The organism is Sulfitobacter guttiformis (assembly GCF_003610455.1).
In the GTDB taxonomy this organism is placed as follows: Bacteria; Pseudomonadota; Alphaproteobacteria; order Rhodobacterales; family Rhodobacteraceae; genus Sulfitobacter; species Sulfitobacter guttiformis.
In genome coordinates, this window is record NZ_RAQK01000001.1 from 1,541,932 (window position 1) to 1,558,606 (window position 16,675).

A 16,675-nucleotide genomic window follows, 5' to 3' on the forward strand; every position below is an offset into this window, starting at 1 on the left:
CCTGCGATCAGGCCTCGGCCTCCTCGTCAGCGTCGCCTTCGTCAGCGTCGGTTTCAAGATCGGCAGGATCAACCCAGCCCAGCATTACACGGGCCGTCATGATCATGGCTTGCGCTTCTTCAAGGGTCATCTCGAAGGGCTCAAGCGTACCATCATCCTTCACGCGCTCGCCATTTACAGTCGTCCAGCCACCGGCCAACTCCCAGTCGGCACATGTCGCAAAGTCTTCAAGGGTTTTCACATCGTCCTTGGCGAGAGCCTCGATCATCTGAGGCGTCAGACCTTCGAAGTTAATCAGGCTATCCTCTGCGCCCAGCGCACGCGCCGCATCAAGTGCAGCTTTATTTTGCGCTTCGAGAACGTCCTGTGCACGGGCCTGCAACTCGGCTGCGGTATCTTCATCAACACCGTCGATCACGAGAAGCTCGTCCAACTCGACATAAGCAACCTCTTCCAGGCTTGTGAAGCCCTCGGAAACCAGAAGCTGGGCAAAGAACTCATCGAGATCAAGGTTATCCATAAACAACTTGGTGCGCAGTTCAAACTCGGCCTGACGGCGTTCGCTTTCCTGTGCTTCGGTCATGATGTCGATATCGAGTCCGGTCAGCTGTGATGCAAGCCGCACGTTCTGGCCGCGGCGACCAATCGCAAGGCTCAGCTGCTCTTCGGGCACCACGACTTCGATCTTGCCCGCTTCTTCGTCCAAAACAACCTTGGACACTTCGGCTGGTTGAAGCGCGTTCACAAGGAAAGTGGGCATATCTTCGTTCCACGGGATAATGTCGATTTTTTCACCCTGAAGCTCATTCACGACGGCCTGAACACGGCTACCGCGCATACCGACGCAGGCGCCGACAGGATCGATAGAGTTATCATAGGAGATCACAGCGATTTTTGCGCGTGAACCGGGGTCACGGGCAACCGCCTTTATCTCGATGATGCCATCATAGATTTCAGGTACTTCCATCTTGAACAACTCCGCCATGAATTCGGGCGCTGTGCGGCTCAGGAAGATCTGCGGACCGCGCTGTTCACGGCGCACTTCCTTGATGTAGACGCGGATACGGTCGTTAGGGCGGTATGATTCGCGGCCGATCTTCTCGTTGCGGCGCAGGATCGCTTCACCGGCACCCACATCGACGATGACGTTGCCATATTCTTCGCGCTTGACCAGACCGTTGATGATGGTGCCTGCGCGGTCTTTGAATTCTTCGTACTGACGGTCACGCTCGGCCTCACGGACCTTTTGCAGAATCACCTGTTTGGCTGACTGCGCGGCAATGCGGCCCATCTCGACGGGGGGAACTTCTTCGATAAACTCCTGACCGATTTCGGGATTGGCCATATACTGCTTGGCCTGCTCGACCGTAAATTCAGCCTGATAGTTTTCCAGTTCAGCATCCGCTACAACTGTACGAACACGGGTAAACTTGGCGCGGCCAGTTTTACGGTCAATCGACACACGAATATCCATTTCCGCGCCGTAGCGGGATTTTGCAGCGCGGGCGAGGGATTCTTCCATCGCCTCAATCACCAGTACGGGATCAATCATCTTCTCACGGGCAACAGCTTCGGCAGTTTGCAAAAGCTCGAGCTGGTTTGCGGATGTAATGGCCATTAATCTTCTCCCTCGTCAGACAGATGCGTCTGCACTTCATCAAATTGTTCTTCGTCGATTGCGCCCGTCGCTTTACGCTGGCGCAGCATTTCGCGGATCAACTCGTCTGTCAGGACCAGCTTGGCGTCCGTCAGCCATTCGAACTTCAGGCCCACTGTGCCCTCTTCGATATTGATTAAAATTTCTTCGCCCTCAACGCCCGCCAGTTCACCCTTAAAGCGGCGGCGCCCGTCTATCAGATCATCTGTTTCGATCTTGGCCTCGTATCCCTCGAAGTTCGCAAAATCCTTAAGCCGTGTCAGCGGGCGATCGATGCCGGGGCTTGAAACTTCTAACGCATATTCGTCTACAATCGGATCTTCCACATCCAGCACCGCGCCGACGGCTGTGCTGATCTTGGCGCAATCGTCCACCTCGATACCGCCCTCCGGCTTGTCAGCCATGATTTGCAAAATCGCGTTCTTGCCAGACATCAGCCGCACGCGCACCAGCTCATAGCCCATGTCCTCGATGACAGGGGTAATGATTTCGGCCAGACGCCGGTCCATTGCTGCTTTTGCTATCAAATCGTTGTTCATAGTCTCACTTGGATTTAGCCGGTAATCGGCAAGCACAAAAAAACGGGCGCGCGGCCCGTATCAGAGGATCATTGGCGCTTGGTTTGGACCCAAGCAACACGCTGTTGACATCCATATACGCGCAGAGCCGAAGAACATCAAGCCCCCCACCATCGCTGAGGCGCGCGCAGATCGTCGAACACACCGCAGCCAAGTGTCATCGGCATCGCCACGCTGTTCGCTACGGCCTGACCGTCCCACACGGCGATATCGTTGAAGCCTGCAAGAGCCGTTGCATCGGCAATGTCAGCACCATCCACCAGATACTCCGCCATCGCCTGCACCCGCACGGAAGAAAGCGGGATCGATACCAGCTCGACTTCGTCGAACCAGCCGGCCTGCCCATCCTTCCAATGCGGCGCACTGCGGCTGGCCAAAAGTTGCTGACCCGCGGCAAAATGCCGAACGCGGTACAGGCCCGTCCCTATACCCTCAACAGGTGCGTGGGCGGGGCGAATAATATGATGCGCACGACCCAGCATGAACGGCAGCGCCGGATCGGGCTCACTCAACGTGATTTGAACACGCCCTGGTCCTAAGGCGCGCACATCGCCTAGCGCTGAAAGGCTATGCACCACATCAGACGCGGTAAATGGTATGCCATCATGGAATTTCACACCCTTCCGAAGTTCAAACGTCCAGATACAGGCGTCTGCTGAACTGCTCCATCCCGTAGCAAGCTCCCCGCGAAGCGTGCCGTCAGCAGAGATTTCTGTGAGGGTTTCATACACCAAACCGAGCTTTGCGACCTGCATGAACAGGCCATCCCCCTTACCCCAATCATCAGTGCGTGCCGCTCCCGAAAGCGCAAGTCGCAGCTTACCACCGCGCTGCGGCAGCGGCCCAGCACTCAACCCCGTTGCCGCAAGCAGGGCAGCGGCAGCGGCACTTGAAAACAATGCACGGCGGTCAAGAGGTTTGCGACTCATGCGGCAGCTATCCGGTCCATGGCCCGTACCAGTTCGGCGCTAATTCCCGGTTCGCTTAGGGCGTGGCCGGCATTGCGCACCATCTTCAACTCTGCTTTGGGCCACACTTTTGCAATACTATAGGCGCTGGCGGGCGGGCAGATCATGTCATACCTGCCCTGCACAATCACACCCGGTATATGGGCGATCCGGTCCATTTGGGCGAGGATTTGCCCGTCATACTCCAGAAATCCATTATTGATGAAATAATGATTCTCCAGACGCGCAAAGGCTCGGGCGTATTCTCCGGGTCCCTCGATCATCTGCCCAGAAGAGGAAATTGAAGCTAGCGCATTCTCCCATCCGGCCCATGCCCGCGCATAGCGCGTTTGCAGGGACATATCATCGGAAAACAGTCGTCTGTGGTAAGCCTTGATAAAATCATCCTGTTCGTCGCGGGGCACGATCGCTGCAAACCTGTCCCAGACCTCGGGCCAAAATTTACCCGCACCGCCACCATAGAACCAGTCAAGTTCAATTTGAGTCATCAGGAACACACCGCGCAGCACCAGATTGCGTACCGCTTTTGGATGCGTTTGGGCATAGATGAGCGATAGCGTCGCCCCCCAGCTACCGCCAAAGACAACCCACTGGCCAATTCCGAGCGTTTCGCGAATCAGTTCGATGTCGGCCACAAGATGCCATGTGGTGTTATCCGTGACGCTCGCATGCGGGGTGGAGCGGCCACACCCGCGCTGGTCAAACAGGATGACACGGAACTTTTCAGGATCAAAATAGCGTCGCATTGACGGACTGCACCCGCCACCGGGGCCACCATGCAGAACAACAACGGGAATACCGTCAGGATTTCCGCATTGCTCCACATACACTTGATGCCCCTGCCCGACGGCGAGCATCCGGCGGTCAAAGGGATCTGTTGGCGGATACAAATACTGCACTGCGCGCTTTTGATCAGGGGTCTTATCCATTACGAGCCTATATAGGTTGAGCAGACATTGAATACGAGGAGCTTAAAAATGCAAGCGCATCAGAGCACTGTTGACGACGCTGAGGTCGCAAAATTCGAGGCCATGGCAGCCGAGTGGTGGGATGCCGAGGGCAAGTTCAAGCCACTACACATGCTCAACCCATGCCGCCTTGATTACATCACCATGCAGATCGCAGGCGAGTTCGACTGCGATCTAACAGCGCCTGATGCATTCAAAGGTCTGCGTATCCTCGATATCGGCTGCGGCGGCGGGCTGTTGTCAGAGCCGATGGCGCGTCTGGGTGCCACAGTAGTCGGGGCAGATGCGGCAGCGGGCAACATTCCTGTCGCACAAATCCATGCACAGCAGTCGGATTTGAAAATCGACTATCGCCATACCACGGCGGAGGCTTTGGCCGAAGCAGGCGAGCAATTCGATGTAGTACTGAATATGGAAGTGGTCGAGCATGTCGCCTCACCCATTGCCTACCTTACCGCCTGCCGCCAATTGCTCAAACCTGGCGGCCTTCATATCTGCTCAACGCTGAACCGCAACGCCAAGTCTTATGTTGTGGCGATCGTCGGGGCCGAGCATGTCATGCGCTGGCTGCCAAAAGGCACACACGAATGGTCCAAATTCATAACACCCGACGAACTCTATAATATGCTGAATGAATCAGGGCTGACACCGGTCGACCGCAAAGGATTCGTTTTCAACCCGATTTTGTGGAGATGGAGCCTGTCGGCAAAGGACTTGAGCGTTAACTATGTCACTGCAAGCCTGAAACCAAAAACCTAGTCGATCTGGTTGCGCAACTCGCGCAGTATCGGCAGAGCCGCGCGCGCCTTATCCTCACCGAGGTCTTCAACGACCTTTGTGATCATCGGAGCAATCGCGCTGAGCGCAGTTTCACGGGCAAGGCGACCGGCCGGACTGATCGTGACCATCTTTCGGCGTGCATCATCCCAATCGGGCCGAACGTGTATATAGCCGGCCCACTCAAGCTTGGTCAGGGTATTGGTCATGGCACCGCGGGTTACGTGAAATGTCTCGGCCAATTGTGCCGGAGAGCGCTCAAGGTCGCGCCAAGCGAGATGATTGAGCACAGAAAAATGGGATATTTCCATGCCCTTAGGCAGCACCTTGCTCAGGCGGCTGCGCAATATCTGGTCAGCGCCCAGAATTTCGCTGAACAGCATGATCGCAAGTGTGTTGGATGTATCGCTCATAGTGGTCCATCAAAAGGGCGCTTGTGGCTCATACTGGGTACTTTGGCACGGGCTGCTTTGATCTGCCCCATATCCAGATCGCACATATATACGCCTGCGGACGTTCCTGCGTCTAGGATCACCTCACCCCACGGTGAAATCACCAGCGAATGACCATAGGTTTCGCGGGTCTTGTGGAGGGCACTGGCGTGCGTGCCTGTCTGGGCGGCCGCGATTAAAAAGCAACCTGTCTCGATGGCCCTCGCCCGCAGTAAAACATGCCAATGCGCCGCCCCGGTAACGGGGGAAAACGCCGAAGGCACCGTGAGGATTTGTGCGCCCGCATCGGCCAATGACTGATAAAGCGCAGGAAACCGGACATCATAGCAAATGGTCATGCCAATGGCTGCAAAAGGGGTTTGCGCAAGAACTGCCTGGAATCCCGGACGGTAGCCGGCTGATTCTCGGTACGTCTCGGTCGCACTTACAGCCACATCAAACATATGGATTTTATCATAGCGGGCGACGACCATGCCCTCCGGATCAATCAGAAATGATCGGTTGGCAAAACGCCCGTCTGCGTCCTGCGTTTTCAGAGCTATTGATCCAATCGACAGCCAGACTCCGTGTTTTTTTGCTTCCTCGCGCATTGCCGCGAGAGTTGGATCTTCGTCCTCGTAATGCAAAACGCGCTGCTGGTGATCGCGGCTTGTCGATATGCAGTTACTGACTTCGGGCGTGCATACAAGTTGTGCACCCTTCGCTGCGGCCTCCTCCAGCATGCGCCGCGTCACCACCAGGTTCTCTGCTGGATCATCGCTGACGTTCAGCTGGAGGATCGCTATTCTCATGCCTTCAGCAGCGCATCAAGCTTTCCCGCCCGCTCGAGCGCATTGAGATCATCAAAGCCGCCGACATGCACATCGCCTACAAAAATCTGTGGCACGGTGCGGCCACCGTTGGCGCGCTTGATCATCTCCGGCTTGCGGTCGGGATTTGACAAGACATCAACTTCGGAAAAACTGACGCCTTTGCTGTTCAGCAGTCGTTTCGCAGCGTGGCAATAACCGCACAGCGGGGAGGTGTAAATTTCGACAGGTTTCATGAACTGGTCCTTTTCAACAAGTGTTGGAAAAGGATTTAAGCGTCTTTGCCCGCTCTTGCTAGGGTCAGGACGCGCACGGGGCCAGACTCGGCGTCGATACATGCACGAGTGCATGCGATCAGAGTCGCGCCGGTGGTCATCACATCATCGATCAACAGAACGGGCCGCCGCTTGAGCAAAACACCGCGTTTGGGGTGCGGGCGGATGGCGGTTTCCAGCATGTCGAACCGCTGTTCGTGGCTCAATCCCTCCAAAGATGCGGTTCGCCTCACCCGCACCAACGCATCGGGGCACCAATCAAGGTTGAGCCTGCGGGCGACAACCTTAGCCAACAATGCTGATTGATTGTAACGACGTTTGAGCAGGCGCGACCAGTGTAGTGGCACAGGCACCACAATCGCATCCTCCGCCACAAGTCCGCGCATAAGGTTCGCCATCCACAGCCCCGCAGGGCGAGCCATTTCCTGCCTGTCACCGTGCTTTAGCGCCAAGACCATCTTACGACCCGTGTCGCGGTACATGACAGCAGCACGCCCTTGCACCCAAGGCTTCGGCGCCTGCATGCAGCTGTCACAGTGGTGCACCAAGCCATCCCCACCAGCAGGTAGCTGGATACCGCACAAGTCGCAAATCATCCCACCAAGAAACGCCGTGTCGCGCCAGCACGTACCGCACAGGCCAAAATCACTCTCGACTGTATCGCCGCAGGTAATACAGCGGGGAGGATAAATCAGCGCTACCGCTGTTTGAAGTTGCGCAAGCACCGGCCTATATCTCCTCTATGACAACGCCCATGACTGACAGACAGGCCCTTGAGGCGCACCGCACCCGCGCGACAGCTGATGGGATGTTCCTGCACGCCGCTGCAGTGGATGAACTTCAGGATCGCTTGGACATGGTTAATAAGTCGTTTACCAAGCCTGCGATTGTCACAGCGTTTGGCGAATTTTGGCAACCATTCTTTCCAGCGGCCCAGATCGCTTCCGATACCGAGACTCTCAACCTTTTACCACAGTCCCATGATCTTGTGGCGCATGTGCTCGGTCTGCATTGGGCGAACGATCCAGTCGGGCAATTAATTCAGTGCCGCCGCGCCCTAACCGCTGACGGGTTATTCATCGGCATAAGCTTTGGCGGCGATACGCTGCAAGAACTGCGGCGCTCACTGGGCGAGGCTGAGATTGAGATAACGGGCGGACTTTCTCCGCGCATTGCTCCCCTGCCCGAGCTGCGTGATCTAGGCGGGCTTCTGCAGCGTGCGGGATTTGCCCTGCCAGTGGCGGATACGGCCACGCTGAAGGTAGAGTATCGCGACATCTGGCACCTGATGAATGATCTGCGCAGTATGGGAGAAACCAACGCGCTGACAGCCCGCCTACGCCATCCAACGCGCCGCGCAGTGTTTCAACGTGCACAGGAATTATACGCTGCTCATTTTGTCGCACCCTCTGGCCGTCTATACGCCAGCTTCGAGCTTCAAGTGATCACGGGATGGGCCCCTGACGCCTCCCAGCCGAAACCCCTGAGGCCTGGATCCGCGCAACAGCGCCTTGCCGATGCCCTTGGGACACCTGAAAAACCCCTACGCGATTGACCCCACGCCAAATCTGACTATGTCACCCTTTACACTATTCAGGATTGTCCGATGAAAGATATGCATCCCACCGAGACGGCGACATGCCCTGTTCACGCAGCTGCCGACCACCCGCCAGTAGCGCGCCCCAAGATTGGGGTACTTGTCGGCAATCTCGGCACGCCGGACAACTACGACTATTGGTCCATGCGTCGGTATCTGGGGGAGTTTCTGTCTGACCAGCGCGTGATCGACTATTCACCATGGCTCTGGCAGCCGTTGTTGCAGTTGGTAATCCTGACCAAACGACCCTTCACTTCCGGCGCAGCCTATAAATCAATCTGGAACGAGGAGGCGAACGAGAGCCCTCTGCTGACCATTACAAAAGCACAGACAACCAAGATTGCTGCAGAAATGCAGAAAACCTATGGCGATGATGTCATGGTGGAGTACTGCATGCGCTATGGGAATCCTTCCACGCAAAGCAAGGTTGAAAAGCTGGTTAAAGCCGGATGCCAAAAGATCCTCTTTTTTCCACTATATCCTCATTATGCCGGTGCCACCTCAGCCACAGCATGCGACAAATTCTTTGAAGCTTTGACCAAAGAAAAATGGCAGCCCGCCAGCCGGACGGTCCAGCCATATTTTGACCGCCCCGATTATATCGACGCGCTCGCTAAAAGTATTGAGACAGCTTATGCCAAGCTCGATACACGCCCGGACATACTGGTATGTTCATATCATGGAGTGCCAAAGCGGTATCTGATGGAGGGCGACCCCTATCACTGCCAATGCCAGAAAACGACGCGATTGCTCAAAGAGCGTCTTGGCTGGAACGACACAGAGATAAAGACAACTTTCCAGTCAAAATTTGGCCCCGAAGAATGGCTCCAGCCCTATACGGTTGAGGAAGTTGCCCGTCTCGCCGAACAAGGCAAAAAGAACATCGCCGTATGCGCCCCTGCATTTTCCGCGGATTGCATCGAGACCCTTGAGGAAATCAACGAAGAGATTTTCGAGAGTTTCGAGGAAGCCGGTGGCGAGACGTTCACTTATATTCCATGTCTGAACGACGATGACGCACATATCACTGCCCTCTCGAATGTGATTCGCGAGAATTTAGCAGGTTGGATCTAGGCCAGAATGTACCCCCAGAAGGGCCGAAGAGCGGCTTTAACAATTTGTGTAAGGAAGTAAGTCAGGATGCTGTGGGCTGGGCTTGCGAAAAACCACTCCCGCTTAGAAGTCCCACCGAAACTTATTTATGTGCTACTCCAGTTCGATACATTTCGCCTTGGAGCAGCCGGATTGGTTGCGGACTTTGGACGAGCAGGCAGTCGCTTCAATTAGACCATAAGTTAAGAAACTGCGCCTGATAAATACAAATAATGTGGTTTGCCAAGCTGGTTTACGTAAAAAAGGCGGCGCAATGCACCGCCTTTTTCAATTCAGTCGAAGACCGAAATTTAGTCAGCCAAAGCTGCTGCAACCAGAACCACCAAAAGCAGTGGAACGAGAATGCCTGCCGAAGAGCTGGAAGCTTCTTCAACGATTACTGGCGCTTCGATGATCGGATCTGCAAGCGAACCTGCAAATGCGGAAGAAGCGGCAACGGACATAGCGGCGGCGAGAACGAGTTTTTTCATAGTAAATAACCTCCAGAAGATGACGCGCCACGATTCTCAGCATGAAACGCGTCTAAGACTTAACCTCGTGTGTTTTTCTAAATAGCATCTGTCACACGAAGGGAACAAAGATTCATCAGCCGATTACGAGTAGCGCCTAAATGTCGTCAAATTAGCAACACTTGTGTGCCGACTTTTGTCTTACCGTACAGCTCTGCGATGTGCTCATTGTAAAGACCAACGCAACCGTTGGATGAACGGCGACCAATTTTACGCGTGTCGTGAGTGCCGTGAATGCGGTAGTATGTCCAGCTCAAGTAAAGTGCGTGAGTGCCCAGCGGGTTATCAGGGCCAGGTCCGATAAATGCAGGCCACTCAGGGTTCCGCTCAAGCATGGAGGGTGTCGGGCGCCAGCTTGGGCCTTCTACTTTCTGAATGATTTCTGTCCGGCCACGGCGGGTCAGTTCCTGGGTCAGCGGAACGCTAGAGGGGTACAGCTTGTACTCGCTCTGATCCTCGGACCAGTAGTGGACTGCACGACTGTCGATATCGACAAGGATCGCACCGTTTTTAGTGTTGTCAAAATAGGGCTGCCAATCAAGCGTACGAAAGCTCGAAATATTGCGGCGTACCACCTCTGTGACATCGCGCTCTGTTTCTGTGGTTTCCAGACTATTCACATCAGATGTCTGAGCGATTGCGGGCGCGGCCAAAAGTGCGGCAGATCCGGCGAGAAACCCGCGGCGTGAATTCAATTTAAATGTTTCGTTGGACATGTTCTGCCTCCGGCTGAAATCCATTATCGATCTTCTATATTGCCTCAAAGACACGTTTTCAAATCAATCCGGTGTGACATCGGCGGATCACAGCTAAGTGCATTTGTACTGTTGCAACACAGCATGTAATGGGAACTATCATATTTGGGCTTGGAGTAGCGTAATGATCCGTCTTTTCACTGTATTGCTGGTAACTGTCATGGCGTTGACTGCCTGCCAGCCAGCCGCGCCCACAATTGGCGCTGACGGGCGTCCCGTGCCAAAAGCCTATAAAATCGGCCAGCGTGAAGCGGACGAACTTCCATTCCGCATGCTTGATTCGGTCAATTCGCTTCGCTCTGCCTCGGGCCTTTCTCCCGTGCAGCTTGATGCACAGCTGACTGCAGCCGCCGCGACCCATTCACGTGACATGCAGGTTCAAAATCGCCCGTGGCACTTCGGCTCCGACGGTTCATCACCCGTAGACCGTGTGCGCCGTGTCGGCTTTACCGGCACTCTCATCGGTGAAGTAATCTCGGAAACCTACGAGACTGAGCTTGAGACATTGGGTGCGTGGATGGCACAGCCAGATACACGCCGTATCATCATGGCACCCGAGGCTCGGACGATGGGATTTTCGTGGTTTCAGGAAAATAATGGGAAAATTTGGTGGACGCTGGTGATCGGCGGCTGACCTTTAAAGGTCAGCGCCAAAAGCACTTCTAGCATCAAGGATTAATCGCGATCGGCGTGCCGTCCTTGATCATGGCGTAAATATTCTCCATCTCGTCATTGCTCACAGCAATGCAGCCCCACGTCCAATCACCGGAATCCTTGCGCATTGGATGGCGCTGGCCATGGATAAATATCTCACCACCAGGTGACTTTCCCAGTTCTGTGGCGACACGAATATCCTCTGCATTCGGGTATGAGATCCCGAGAGACAGATGAAAGCGGCTGTTCGGATTGCGGCGGTCGATACGGTAAACACCTTCAGGGGTTTTTCCATCGCCCTCCATGACCTTATGCCCTTCGGGCGCGAAACCCAAAAACACATCATATTCTTTCATCACACGCGAATCACTCAAGAGGAACATTTTACGCTCCGCCTTATTCACGACAACGCCCGTGACTTCAGGGCCTCTGTACCGTTTGAATTTACTGGGTGCGCCACACGCACCAAGGGTCGCGACCGCTGCGCCACCAAGGATAAGATGTCTGCGTTTCATATCACTACTGCCTGTATCCGTTGATCGGATTGTTATTCCCTACACTATACCAAATGTCTGTCAGTACACAAAGGTGTCAATTCGAAAAACCGGCAAGACCGGCGGAATTTGCCGCCTTCAGGTGCGGCTCAGTTGCGCTGCGAGCTCGACATGCGATGACCAGCGGAACTGGTCCACCGGCTGTACCCAGTCCAGTGTGAAGCCCCCTGCAATCATCTGCGCCACATCGCGGGCAAATGTAACCGGATTGCATGAGACATAGGCGACACGCTTTATGTTACTGTTGACAAGCTCTGCAGTCTGGGCCTCAGCACCATTGCGAGGCGGATCCATCACTACGGCATCGAATTTCTTGAACTCATCCGGCAAAAGCGGGCGCCTGTACAGGTCACGCGTCACATGCGTCACAGTCTTCAGGCCAACAGCCATGCGCCAGCCTTTATCCATCGCAGCCATCATCAGGGCATCGCCCTCAACCGCCCAAACTTCGGCATTTTTGGCCAGCGGCAATGTGAAAGTACCGCAACCCGCGAACAGATCGATCACCCGCTTGGCGCTGCCGACGGCCTCCTGAACAGCTGCCAGTAATTGGGCCTCGCCATGGGCCGTAGCCTGCATAAATGCACCCGGTGGCGGGCAGACATCAGCCACGCCAAAACGTTGAACCGGCGGAGCACGCTGCGCAATGACTTCATCTTCCCACGTCAGGCGCGCAAAGCCCCTGCTGTCGCACAATCCCGCCAGCGCAATCCGCAGCGGTCCGTCCAACGGCTTGCCGCCACTTGCCTGAACGTCAAGGCCTCGGGCAGAGGTGGTTACGGTGACGGCGAGAGTAGCTTTGCGGCTCCCCCCTATCTCGGCAAGCGATTCTGCAATGTCGCGCGCCGCCAGCAATTCCGGCTCAACCAGTTGGCAGCCCGGGATCTCGATTACAGTTCCCGAAGCGCGCCCGTAAAAGCCGGACATCGTCCCCTTTTTAGTTCGACGCGCGGCAAATGTGGCACGGCGGCGCGAATTGGCAGGCGAAGTCAGAATTGGCCTGATGTCTGTCTGAATACCCTGCGCAGCCAATGCCTGCGCGATGATGTCAGTTTTAAAGTCAGCGACCAGAAAATCGGAGGCATGTTGCAGCTGGCAACCGCCACATGCTTTGAAGTGGCGGCAGGGCGGTGCGACGCGATCCTCGGACGGAGTGATAATTTTCACGTCGTTCAGCGTCGTCCCCTCAAGTGTTCCTGTAACGACCTCTCCCGGAAGGGTCATCGGCGCGAACACCGGCCCTTCGGCAATGCCGTCACCGTAAATACCAAGTCGTTTTATGCTATATTCTGTCATATGCCTGCCATAGCCGTGCCAGCCCGCCCCCGCCAGCCCCTATTGCGCTGCCTCAAGATCAAGAAAACCGCCCGACTGCCTTTCCCAATAGCCCGCATAAAGTCCGCCCATTGCCAGCAACGCATCGTGACTGCCTGACTCGGCTATGCGGCCTTGATCGAGAACCACAATGCGGTCCATCTCACGCAGGGTCGACAGGCGGTGGGCAATCGCCATGACTGTTTTGCCCTCCATCACACGCTCCAGCGCGGACTGGATCGATGCTTCAACCTCGCTGTCCAGCGCGCTTGTCGCCTCGTCCAGCACCAAAATGGGGGCATCTTTGAGAATTGCGCGTGCCAGCGCAATGCGTTGGCGTTGGCCCCCCGACAGCTTCACGCCGCGCTCGCCCAGATGCGCATCATAGCCGGTGCGACCTTTGTGATCTTCCAGATCCAGGATAAAATCATGTGCCTCGGCTTTTTTCGCCGCTTCGATCAACTCAGCATCGGTCGCATCAGGACGGCCATACATGATATTGGCCCGCGCAGAACGATTGAACATCGCCGTTTCCTGCGTGACCATGGCGATAGATCGCCGCAGGCTTTCTTGTGTAACGTGGCGAATGTCCTGCCCATCGATCAAAATTCGCCCCTGCTCTGCCTCGTAGAGCCTCAGCATCAACGCCACCAGCGTGGATTTGCCAGCGCCCGACGCGCCCACAACTCCCAATTTTTCACCTGCGCCGATTGTCAGGTTAATTTCTCCAATACCGCCTTTGTCCCTTCCATAAGCGAACTTGAGACCTTCGATTCGCATTTCGCCATGGCGCGCATCGAGCGCTTTTGCCTCCGGCGCATCCTCCAGCCGTGTGCGCGGCGTCAGCGTACGCATGCCGTCCTCGATTTCGCCTATATTCGAATAAATAGCCATCAAGGTGAAGCTCACCCATCCTGTCATCTGTGCAATCCGAATCGAGATTGCACCCGCAGCCGCGATATCACCCGCGCTTGCCGTACCCCGTTGCCATAGCAAAACCGTTGCCCCTATCAACAATACCGGAAGAATACCCGCCAAGCTCATGAGAGCAAATCGAAAGCCTGCGGAGATGTACCCGAACTCGAGAGAGCGCTGGCGAAAGCTTTGCATTGCATCCAACGCTGCGCGGTCTTCATGGTCATCGTGGGCAAATAATTTAACGGTTTTAATGTTTGTGATTGTATCAACCACCTGCCCCGACACCATAGAGCGCGCGCCGGCCCGTGCCGCAGATTTGGACCGTATTCGGGGCATAAACCAGTTGATCAGTGCAAAATAGAACACCAACCAAACAGCCAGACCGACAGCTACCCACCCGTTTATCGCCGTCAAAAGGAAAACCGATCCGACAAGCGAGGCAAGCGCGAAAGCCACCACATTGATCATTTCGGAAGCGACATCTGTTACCGCACGAGCCGCCTGCATCTGCTTTTGCGCGATGCGGCCCGCAAAATCGTCATCAAAAAACGTAACGTTCTGACCCAAGGACCAGCGATGTAACCGCGACAGGACCAGTGGGTTCACATTGGGTTGGACAATGATCGCGTTTGTCGCAGCGGAAAGCCCGAACAGGATAGGCCGCGCAACAAGGAAAAAGCCGACGGAAGCAAGAATGATCGCGGTATTGCTACCATCAAAGAACGCGTCAGGCCCGCTACTCACAGTCGCGTCGATCACCCACCCCAAGACCAACGCCGTGCCCGCTTCGAGCGCGCCGGCAAGTGCAGAAAAAGCTGCTGCCAACCAAAGCGCAGGCCATGCTCCTGAGAGGCACCACTTCATGAACGCGCCCAGTACTTGCGGCGGTGGCCCCCCTGCCGGGCGAAACGGGTTTATCCAATTACCTATATTCACGCGTCATTATCTTCCGTCTTCAAAAACCCGCCGGATTGACGCGCCCAGAACTGTGCATATAGCCCGCCCGCTGCCAAAAGCGCGTCATGGTCCCCGTCTTCGACAACCTGCCCTTCATCCAACACCAGAATCCGATCCATTTGCGCAATCGTAGATAGGCGATGCGCGATAGCGATGACAGTCTTTCCCTCCATCATTCCGTATAGTGTCTCTTGGATTGCGGCCTCTACCTCACTGTCGAGCGCGCTCGTCGCCTCGTCGAGTAGCAGGATAGGCGCATCCTTGAGGATCACCCGCGCAAGCGTCACCCGTTGGCGTTGCCCCCCGGACAGTTTCACACCGCGCTCGCCCACCCGCGAGGCATAACCCGTGCGCCCTTCGGGATCTCGCAGCTCACCGATGAATTCATGAGCCTCGGCTCGCCGTGCTGCGTCGATCGCTTCCTCTTCGGACGCTTCGGGACGCCCGTAACGAATATTGTCGATAACTGAACGATGAAGAAGTGCGCTGTCTTGCTGAACCATCCCGATCTGCCGCCGCAGGCTGTCCTGCGTGACGTGGGTAATATCCTGTCCATCAATTTCGATCCGGCCGAACTCTGCATCATAAAACCTCAAAAGCAGCTTGAGCAGGGTGGATTTTCCCGCACCAGATCGTCCGATAAGACCGACCTTTTGTCCCGGTTCTATCACCAGATCAATGCCGTTCAGTCCACCCGAAGTGCGCCCATAATGATGGCTCAACGCCGTCATTTCGATCCTCCCCCTCGTGAGAGCCAGCGGCTTTGCACCCACCATATCAACAAGGGTGATCGGCTGTGCGATTGTCTCCATGCCCTCAGCGACCACACCAAGTTGACGAAAGAACGCCGAAAGCGCCCACATAATCCACGCGGTCATGGAATTGAGGCGCAGGGTGAGGGTGGCAGCAGCAGCAACGGTACCAACGCTCGCCTGACCATTCACCCACAGCGCAAGCGCCCATCCGACCACGCCCACGATCAGCAATCCGTTCAACAAAACCAGCGAAAAATCCATCGTAGTGAATATTCGCTGCTCGGCCTGGAAAGTGATGCGTGCGTCCTCAATCGCTTCTTTGGCGTACATCTCCTCGCGATCGTGATGCGCAAACATCTTGACCGAGTGGATGTTTGTATAGGCATCGACAACACGACCCGTGACAGCAGAGCGGGCATCCGATGCCGCCTTGGACGCAGGGCCGATCCGCCTGATCGCCCAGCGCGATAACACCAAATAGAGGCCGAACCATATAATCAGCGGAACCAGCAAACGTGGATCGGCAGAAGTGAGCAGAATTGCTGCGCCAATCAAATAGGCCAAGGAAAATGAGATTGCATCAAACGCCTGAAATACAACTTCACCCGCTGCAGGCGGTGTTTGCATGATACGGTTGGCGATACGGCCCGCAAAATCATTCTCAAACCACCCCACGGACTGCCGCAGAACCTGACGGTGCGCGCGCCAGCGGATCAAAGTGCCAAAATTTGGCAAAATTGCATTATTTATTAACGCGACATCAATTGCCTGAAGCACAGGGCGCAGAAAAACAATCAGCAACGCCACGACGATCAGTTCCGTGCCGTGTTGCGCCCACATCTGTTCCGGTCCCTCCTCAAGGACATCGACGATCCGGCCCATGTAATAGATCAGCCCCACTTCGATCGCGGCGACAACAATGGACATGAACGCGGTCAACGCAAAAACTTTTTTGAAGGGTTGGCTGTACCCCATAAAAAAAGACCACAAATCGCGTGGCGGGCAGTCATCCTCGGGATAATCACAATAGGGGTCCACGAGGGTTTCAAAGAAACGGAACATTTA

Annotated in this window: 18 protein-coding genes; 4 read left to right on the forward strand and 14 right to left on the reverse strand. The window is 55.5% G+C overall.

Features of this window, described 5'->3' with window-relative positions; translation table 11 throughout:
• Positions 1-7: 7 nt before the first annotated feature.
• The 4 genes from nusA to pip all read right to left on the reverse strand — a co-directional run bounded on the left by nusA (position 8) and on the right by pip (position 4,132).
• Entirely contained in the window at positions 8-1,618 is a 1,611-nt protein-coding gene (gene nusA / locus C8N30_RS07630; RefSeq protein WP_025063912.1) for a transcription termination factor NusA, read from the reverse strand.
• Entirely contained in the window at positions 1,618-2,196 is a 579-nt protein-coding gene (gene rimP, locus C8N30_RS07635) for a ribosome maturation factor RimP (RefSeq protein WP_025063913.1), read from the reverse strand. The genes nusA and rimP overlap by 1 nt, the downstream gene beginning before the upstream one ends.
• A 137-nt stretch (positions 2,197-2,333) precedes the next feature.
• Positions 2,334-3,164, reverse strand: a complete 831-nt coding sequence (locus C8N30_RS07640; RefSeq protein WP_025063914.1) for an ABC transporter substrate-binding protein — start codon at positions 3,162-3,164, stop codon at positions 2,334-2,336.
• Positions 3,161-4,132 (reverse strand): prolyl aminopeptidase, encoded by a 972-nt coding sequence (pip, locus tag C8N30_RS07645; protein ID WP_025063915.1) that lies wholly within the window; start codon positions 4,130-4,132, stop codon positions 3,161-3,163. Before pip ends, C8N30_RS07640 begins: the two co-directional genes overlap by 4 nt.
• Before the next feature lie 48 nt (positions 4,133-4,180).
• Between pip and ubiG the strand changes: the two genes are divergently transcribed.
• The gene (gene ubiG / locus C8N30_RS07650) at positions 4,181-4,930 is read left to right on the forward strand and encodes a bifunctional 2-polyprenyl-6-hydroxyphenol methylase/3-demethylubiquinol 3-O-methyltransferase UbiG (RefSeq protein WP_025063916.1); all 750 of its coding nucleotides are present in this window, start codon (positions 4,181-4,183) and stop codon (positions 4,928-4,930) included.
• On the opposite strand, the gene C8N30_RS07655 is transcribed toward ubiG, so the two are convergent.
• Genes C8N30_RS07655 through C8N30_RS07670 form a run of 4 tightly spaced genes read right to left on the reverse strand, consistent with a single transcriptional unit; the run spans position 4,927 to position 7,209 of the window.
• Complete coding sequence (locus C8N30_RS07655) at positions 4,927-5,361, reverse strand: MarR family winged helix-turn-helix transcriptional regulator (protein WP_025063917.1); 435 nt, start codon at positions 5,359-5,361, stop codon at positions 4,927-4,929. The genes ubiG and C8N30_RS07655 overlap by 4 nt on opposite strands.
• Positions 5,358-6,191: a carbon-nitrogen hydrolase family protein gene (locus C8N30_RS07660; RefSeq protein WP_025063918.1), complete on the reverse strand. Its 834-nt coding sequence runs from the start codon at positions 6,189-6,191 to the stop codon at positions 5,358-5,360. Before C8N30_RS07660 ends, C8N30_RS07655 begins: the two co-directional genes overlap by 4 nt.
• Positions 6,188-6,445, reverse strand: coding sequence for a glutaredoxin 3 (gene grxC / locus C8N30_RS07665; RefSeq protein WP_025063919.1), 258 nt, complete (start codon positions 6,443-6,445; stop codon positions 6,188-6,190). Before grxC ends, C8N30_RS07660 begins: the two co-directional genes overlap by 4 nt.
• A 35-nt stretch (positions 6,446-6,480) precedes the next feature.
• Positions 6,481-7,209, reverse strand: coding sequence for a ComF family protein (locus C8N30_RS07670; RefSeq protein WP_025063920.1), 729 nt, complete (start codon positions 7,207-7,209; stop codon positions 6,481-6,483).
• A gap of 29 nt (positions 7,210-7,238) precedes the next feature.
• Here C8N30_RS07670 and C8N30_RS07675 point away from each other — a divergent pair, with 29 nt between their 5' ends.
• Complete coding sequence (locus C8N30_RS07675; RefSeq protein WP_232222850.1) at positions 7,239-8,039, forward strand: methyltransferase domain-containing protein; 801 nt, start codon at positions 7,239-7,241, stop codon at positions 8,037-8,039.
• A gap of 51 nt (positions 8,040-8,090) precedes the next feature.
• The gene (hemH, locus tag C8N30_RS07680) at positions 8,091-9,155 is read left to right on the forward strand and encodes a ferrochelatase (protein WP_025063922.1); all 1,065 of its coding nucleotides are present in this window, start codon (positions 8,091-8,093) and stop codon (positions 9,153-9,155) included.
• Between the two features lie 329 nt (positions 9,156-9,484).
• Here hemH and C8N30_RS07685 read toward each other — a convergent pair whose 3' ends face one another.
• A complete protein-coding gene (locus tag C8N30_RS07685; protein ID WP_025063923.1) occupies positions 9,485-9,664 on the reverse strand; it encodes a hypothetical protein in 180 nt (59 codons plus the stop codon).
• A 146-nt stretch (positions 9,665-9,810) separates the two neighbouring features.
• Positions 9,811-10,419, reverse strand: coding sequence for a L,D-transpeptidase (locus C8N30_RS07690; RefSeq protein WP_025063924.1), 609 nt, complete (start codon positions 10,417-10,419; stop codon positions 9,811-9,813).
• A 163-nt stretch (positions 10,420-10,582) separates the two neighbouring features.
• On the opposite strand from C8N30_RS07690, the gene dalA reads away from it, so the two are divergent.
• Entirely contained in the window at positions 10,583-11,092 is a 510-nt protein-coding gene (gene dalA, locus C8N30_RS07695; RefSeq protein ID WP_025063925.1) for a divisome-associated lipoprotein DalA, read from the forward strand.
• A gap of 34 nt (positions 11,093-11,126) precedes the next feature.
• Here dalA and C8N30_RS07700 read toward each other — a convergent pair whose 3' ends face one another.
• The 4 genes from C8N30_RS07700 to C8N30_RS07715 form a co-directional block, all read right to left on the reverse strand.
• Positions 11,127-11,627, reverse strand: a complete 501-nt coding sequence (locus C8N30_RS07700) for a L,D-transpeptidase family protein (RefSeq protein ID WP_025063926.1) — start codon at positions 11,625-11,627, stop codon at positions 11,127-11,129.
• Between the two features lie 117 nt (positions 11,628-11,744).
• Positions 11,745-12,962 carry a class I SAM-dependent RNA methyltransferase gene (locus C8N30_RS07705; RefSeq protein ID WP_025063927.1) on the reverse strand — a complete coding sequence of 406 codons (1,218 nt, stop codon included), beginning with the start codon at positions 12,960-12,962 and terminating at the stop codon, positions 11,745-11,747.
• 39 nt (positions 12,963-13,001) lie between these two features.
• Positions 13,002-14,834, reverse strand: a complete 1,833-nt coding sequence (locus tag C8N30_RS07710) for an ABC transporter ATP-binding protein (protein WP_025063928.1) — start codon at positions 14,832-14,834, stop codon at positions 13,002-13,004.
• Positions 14,831-16,672 (reverse strand): ABC transporter ATP-binding protein, encoded by a 1,842-nt coding sequence (locus C8N30_RS07715; protein WP_025063929.1) that lies wholly within the window; start codon positions 16,670-16,672, stop codon positions 14,831-14,833. Before C8N30_RS07715 ends, C8N30_RS07710 begins: the two co-directional genes overlap by 4 nt.
• Between the last annotated feature and the right edge of the window lie 3 nt (positions 16,673-16,675).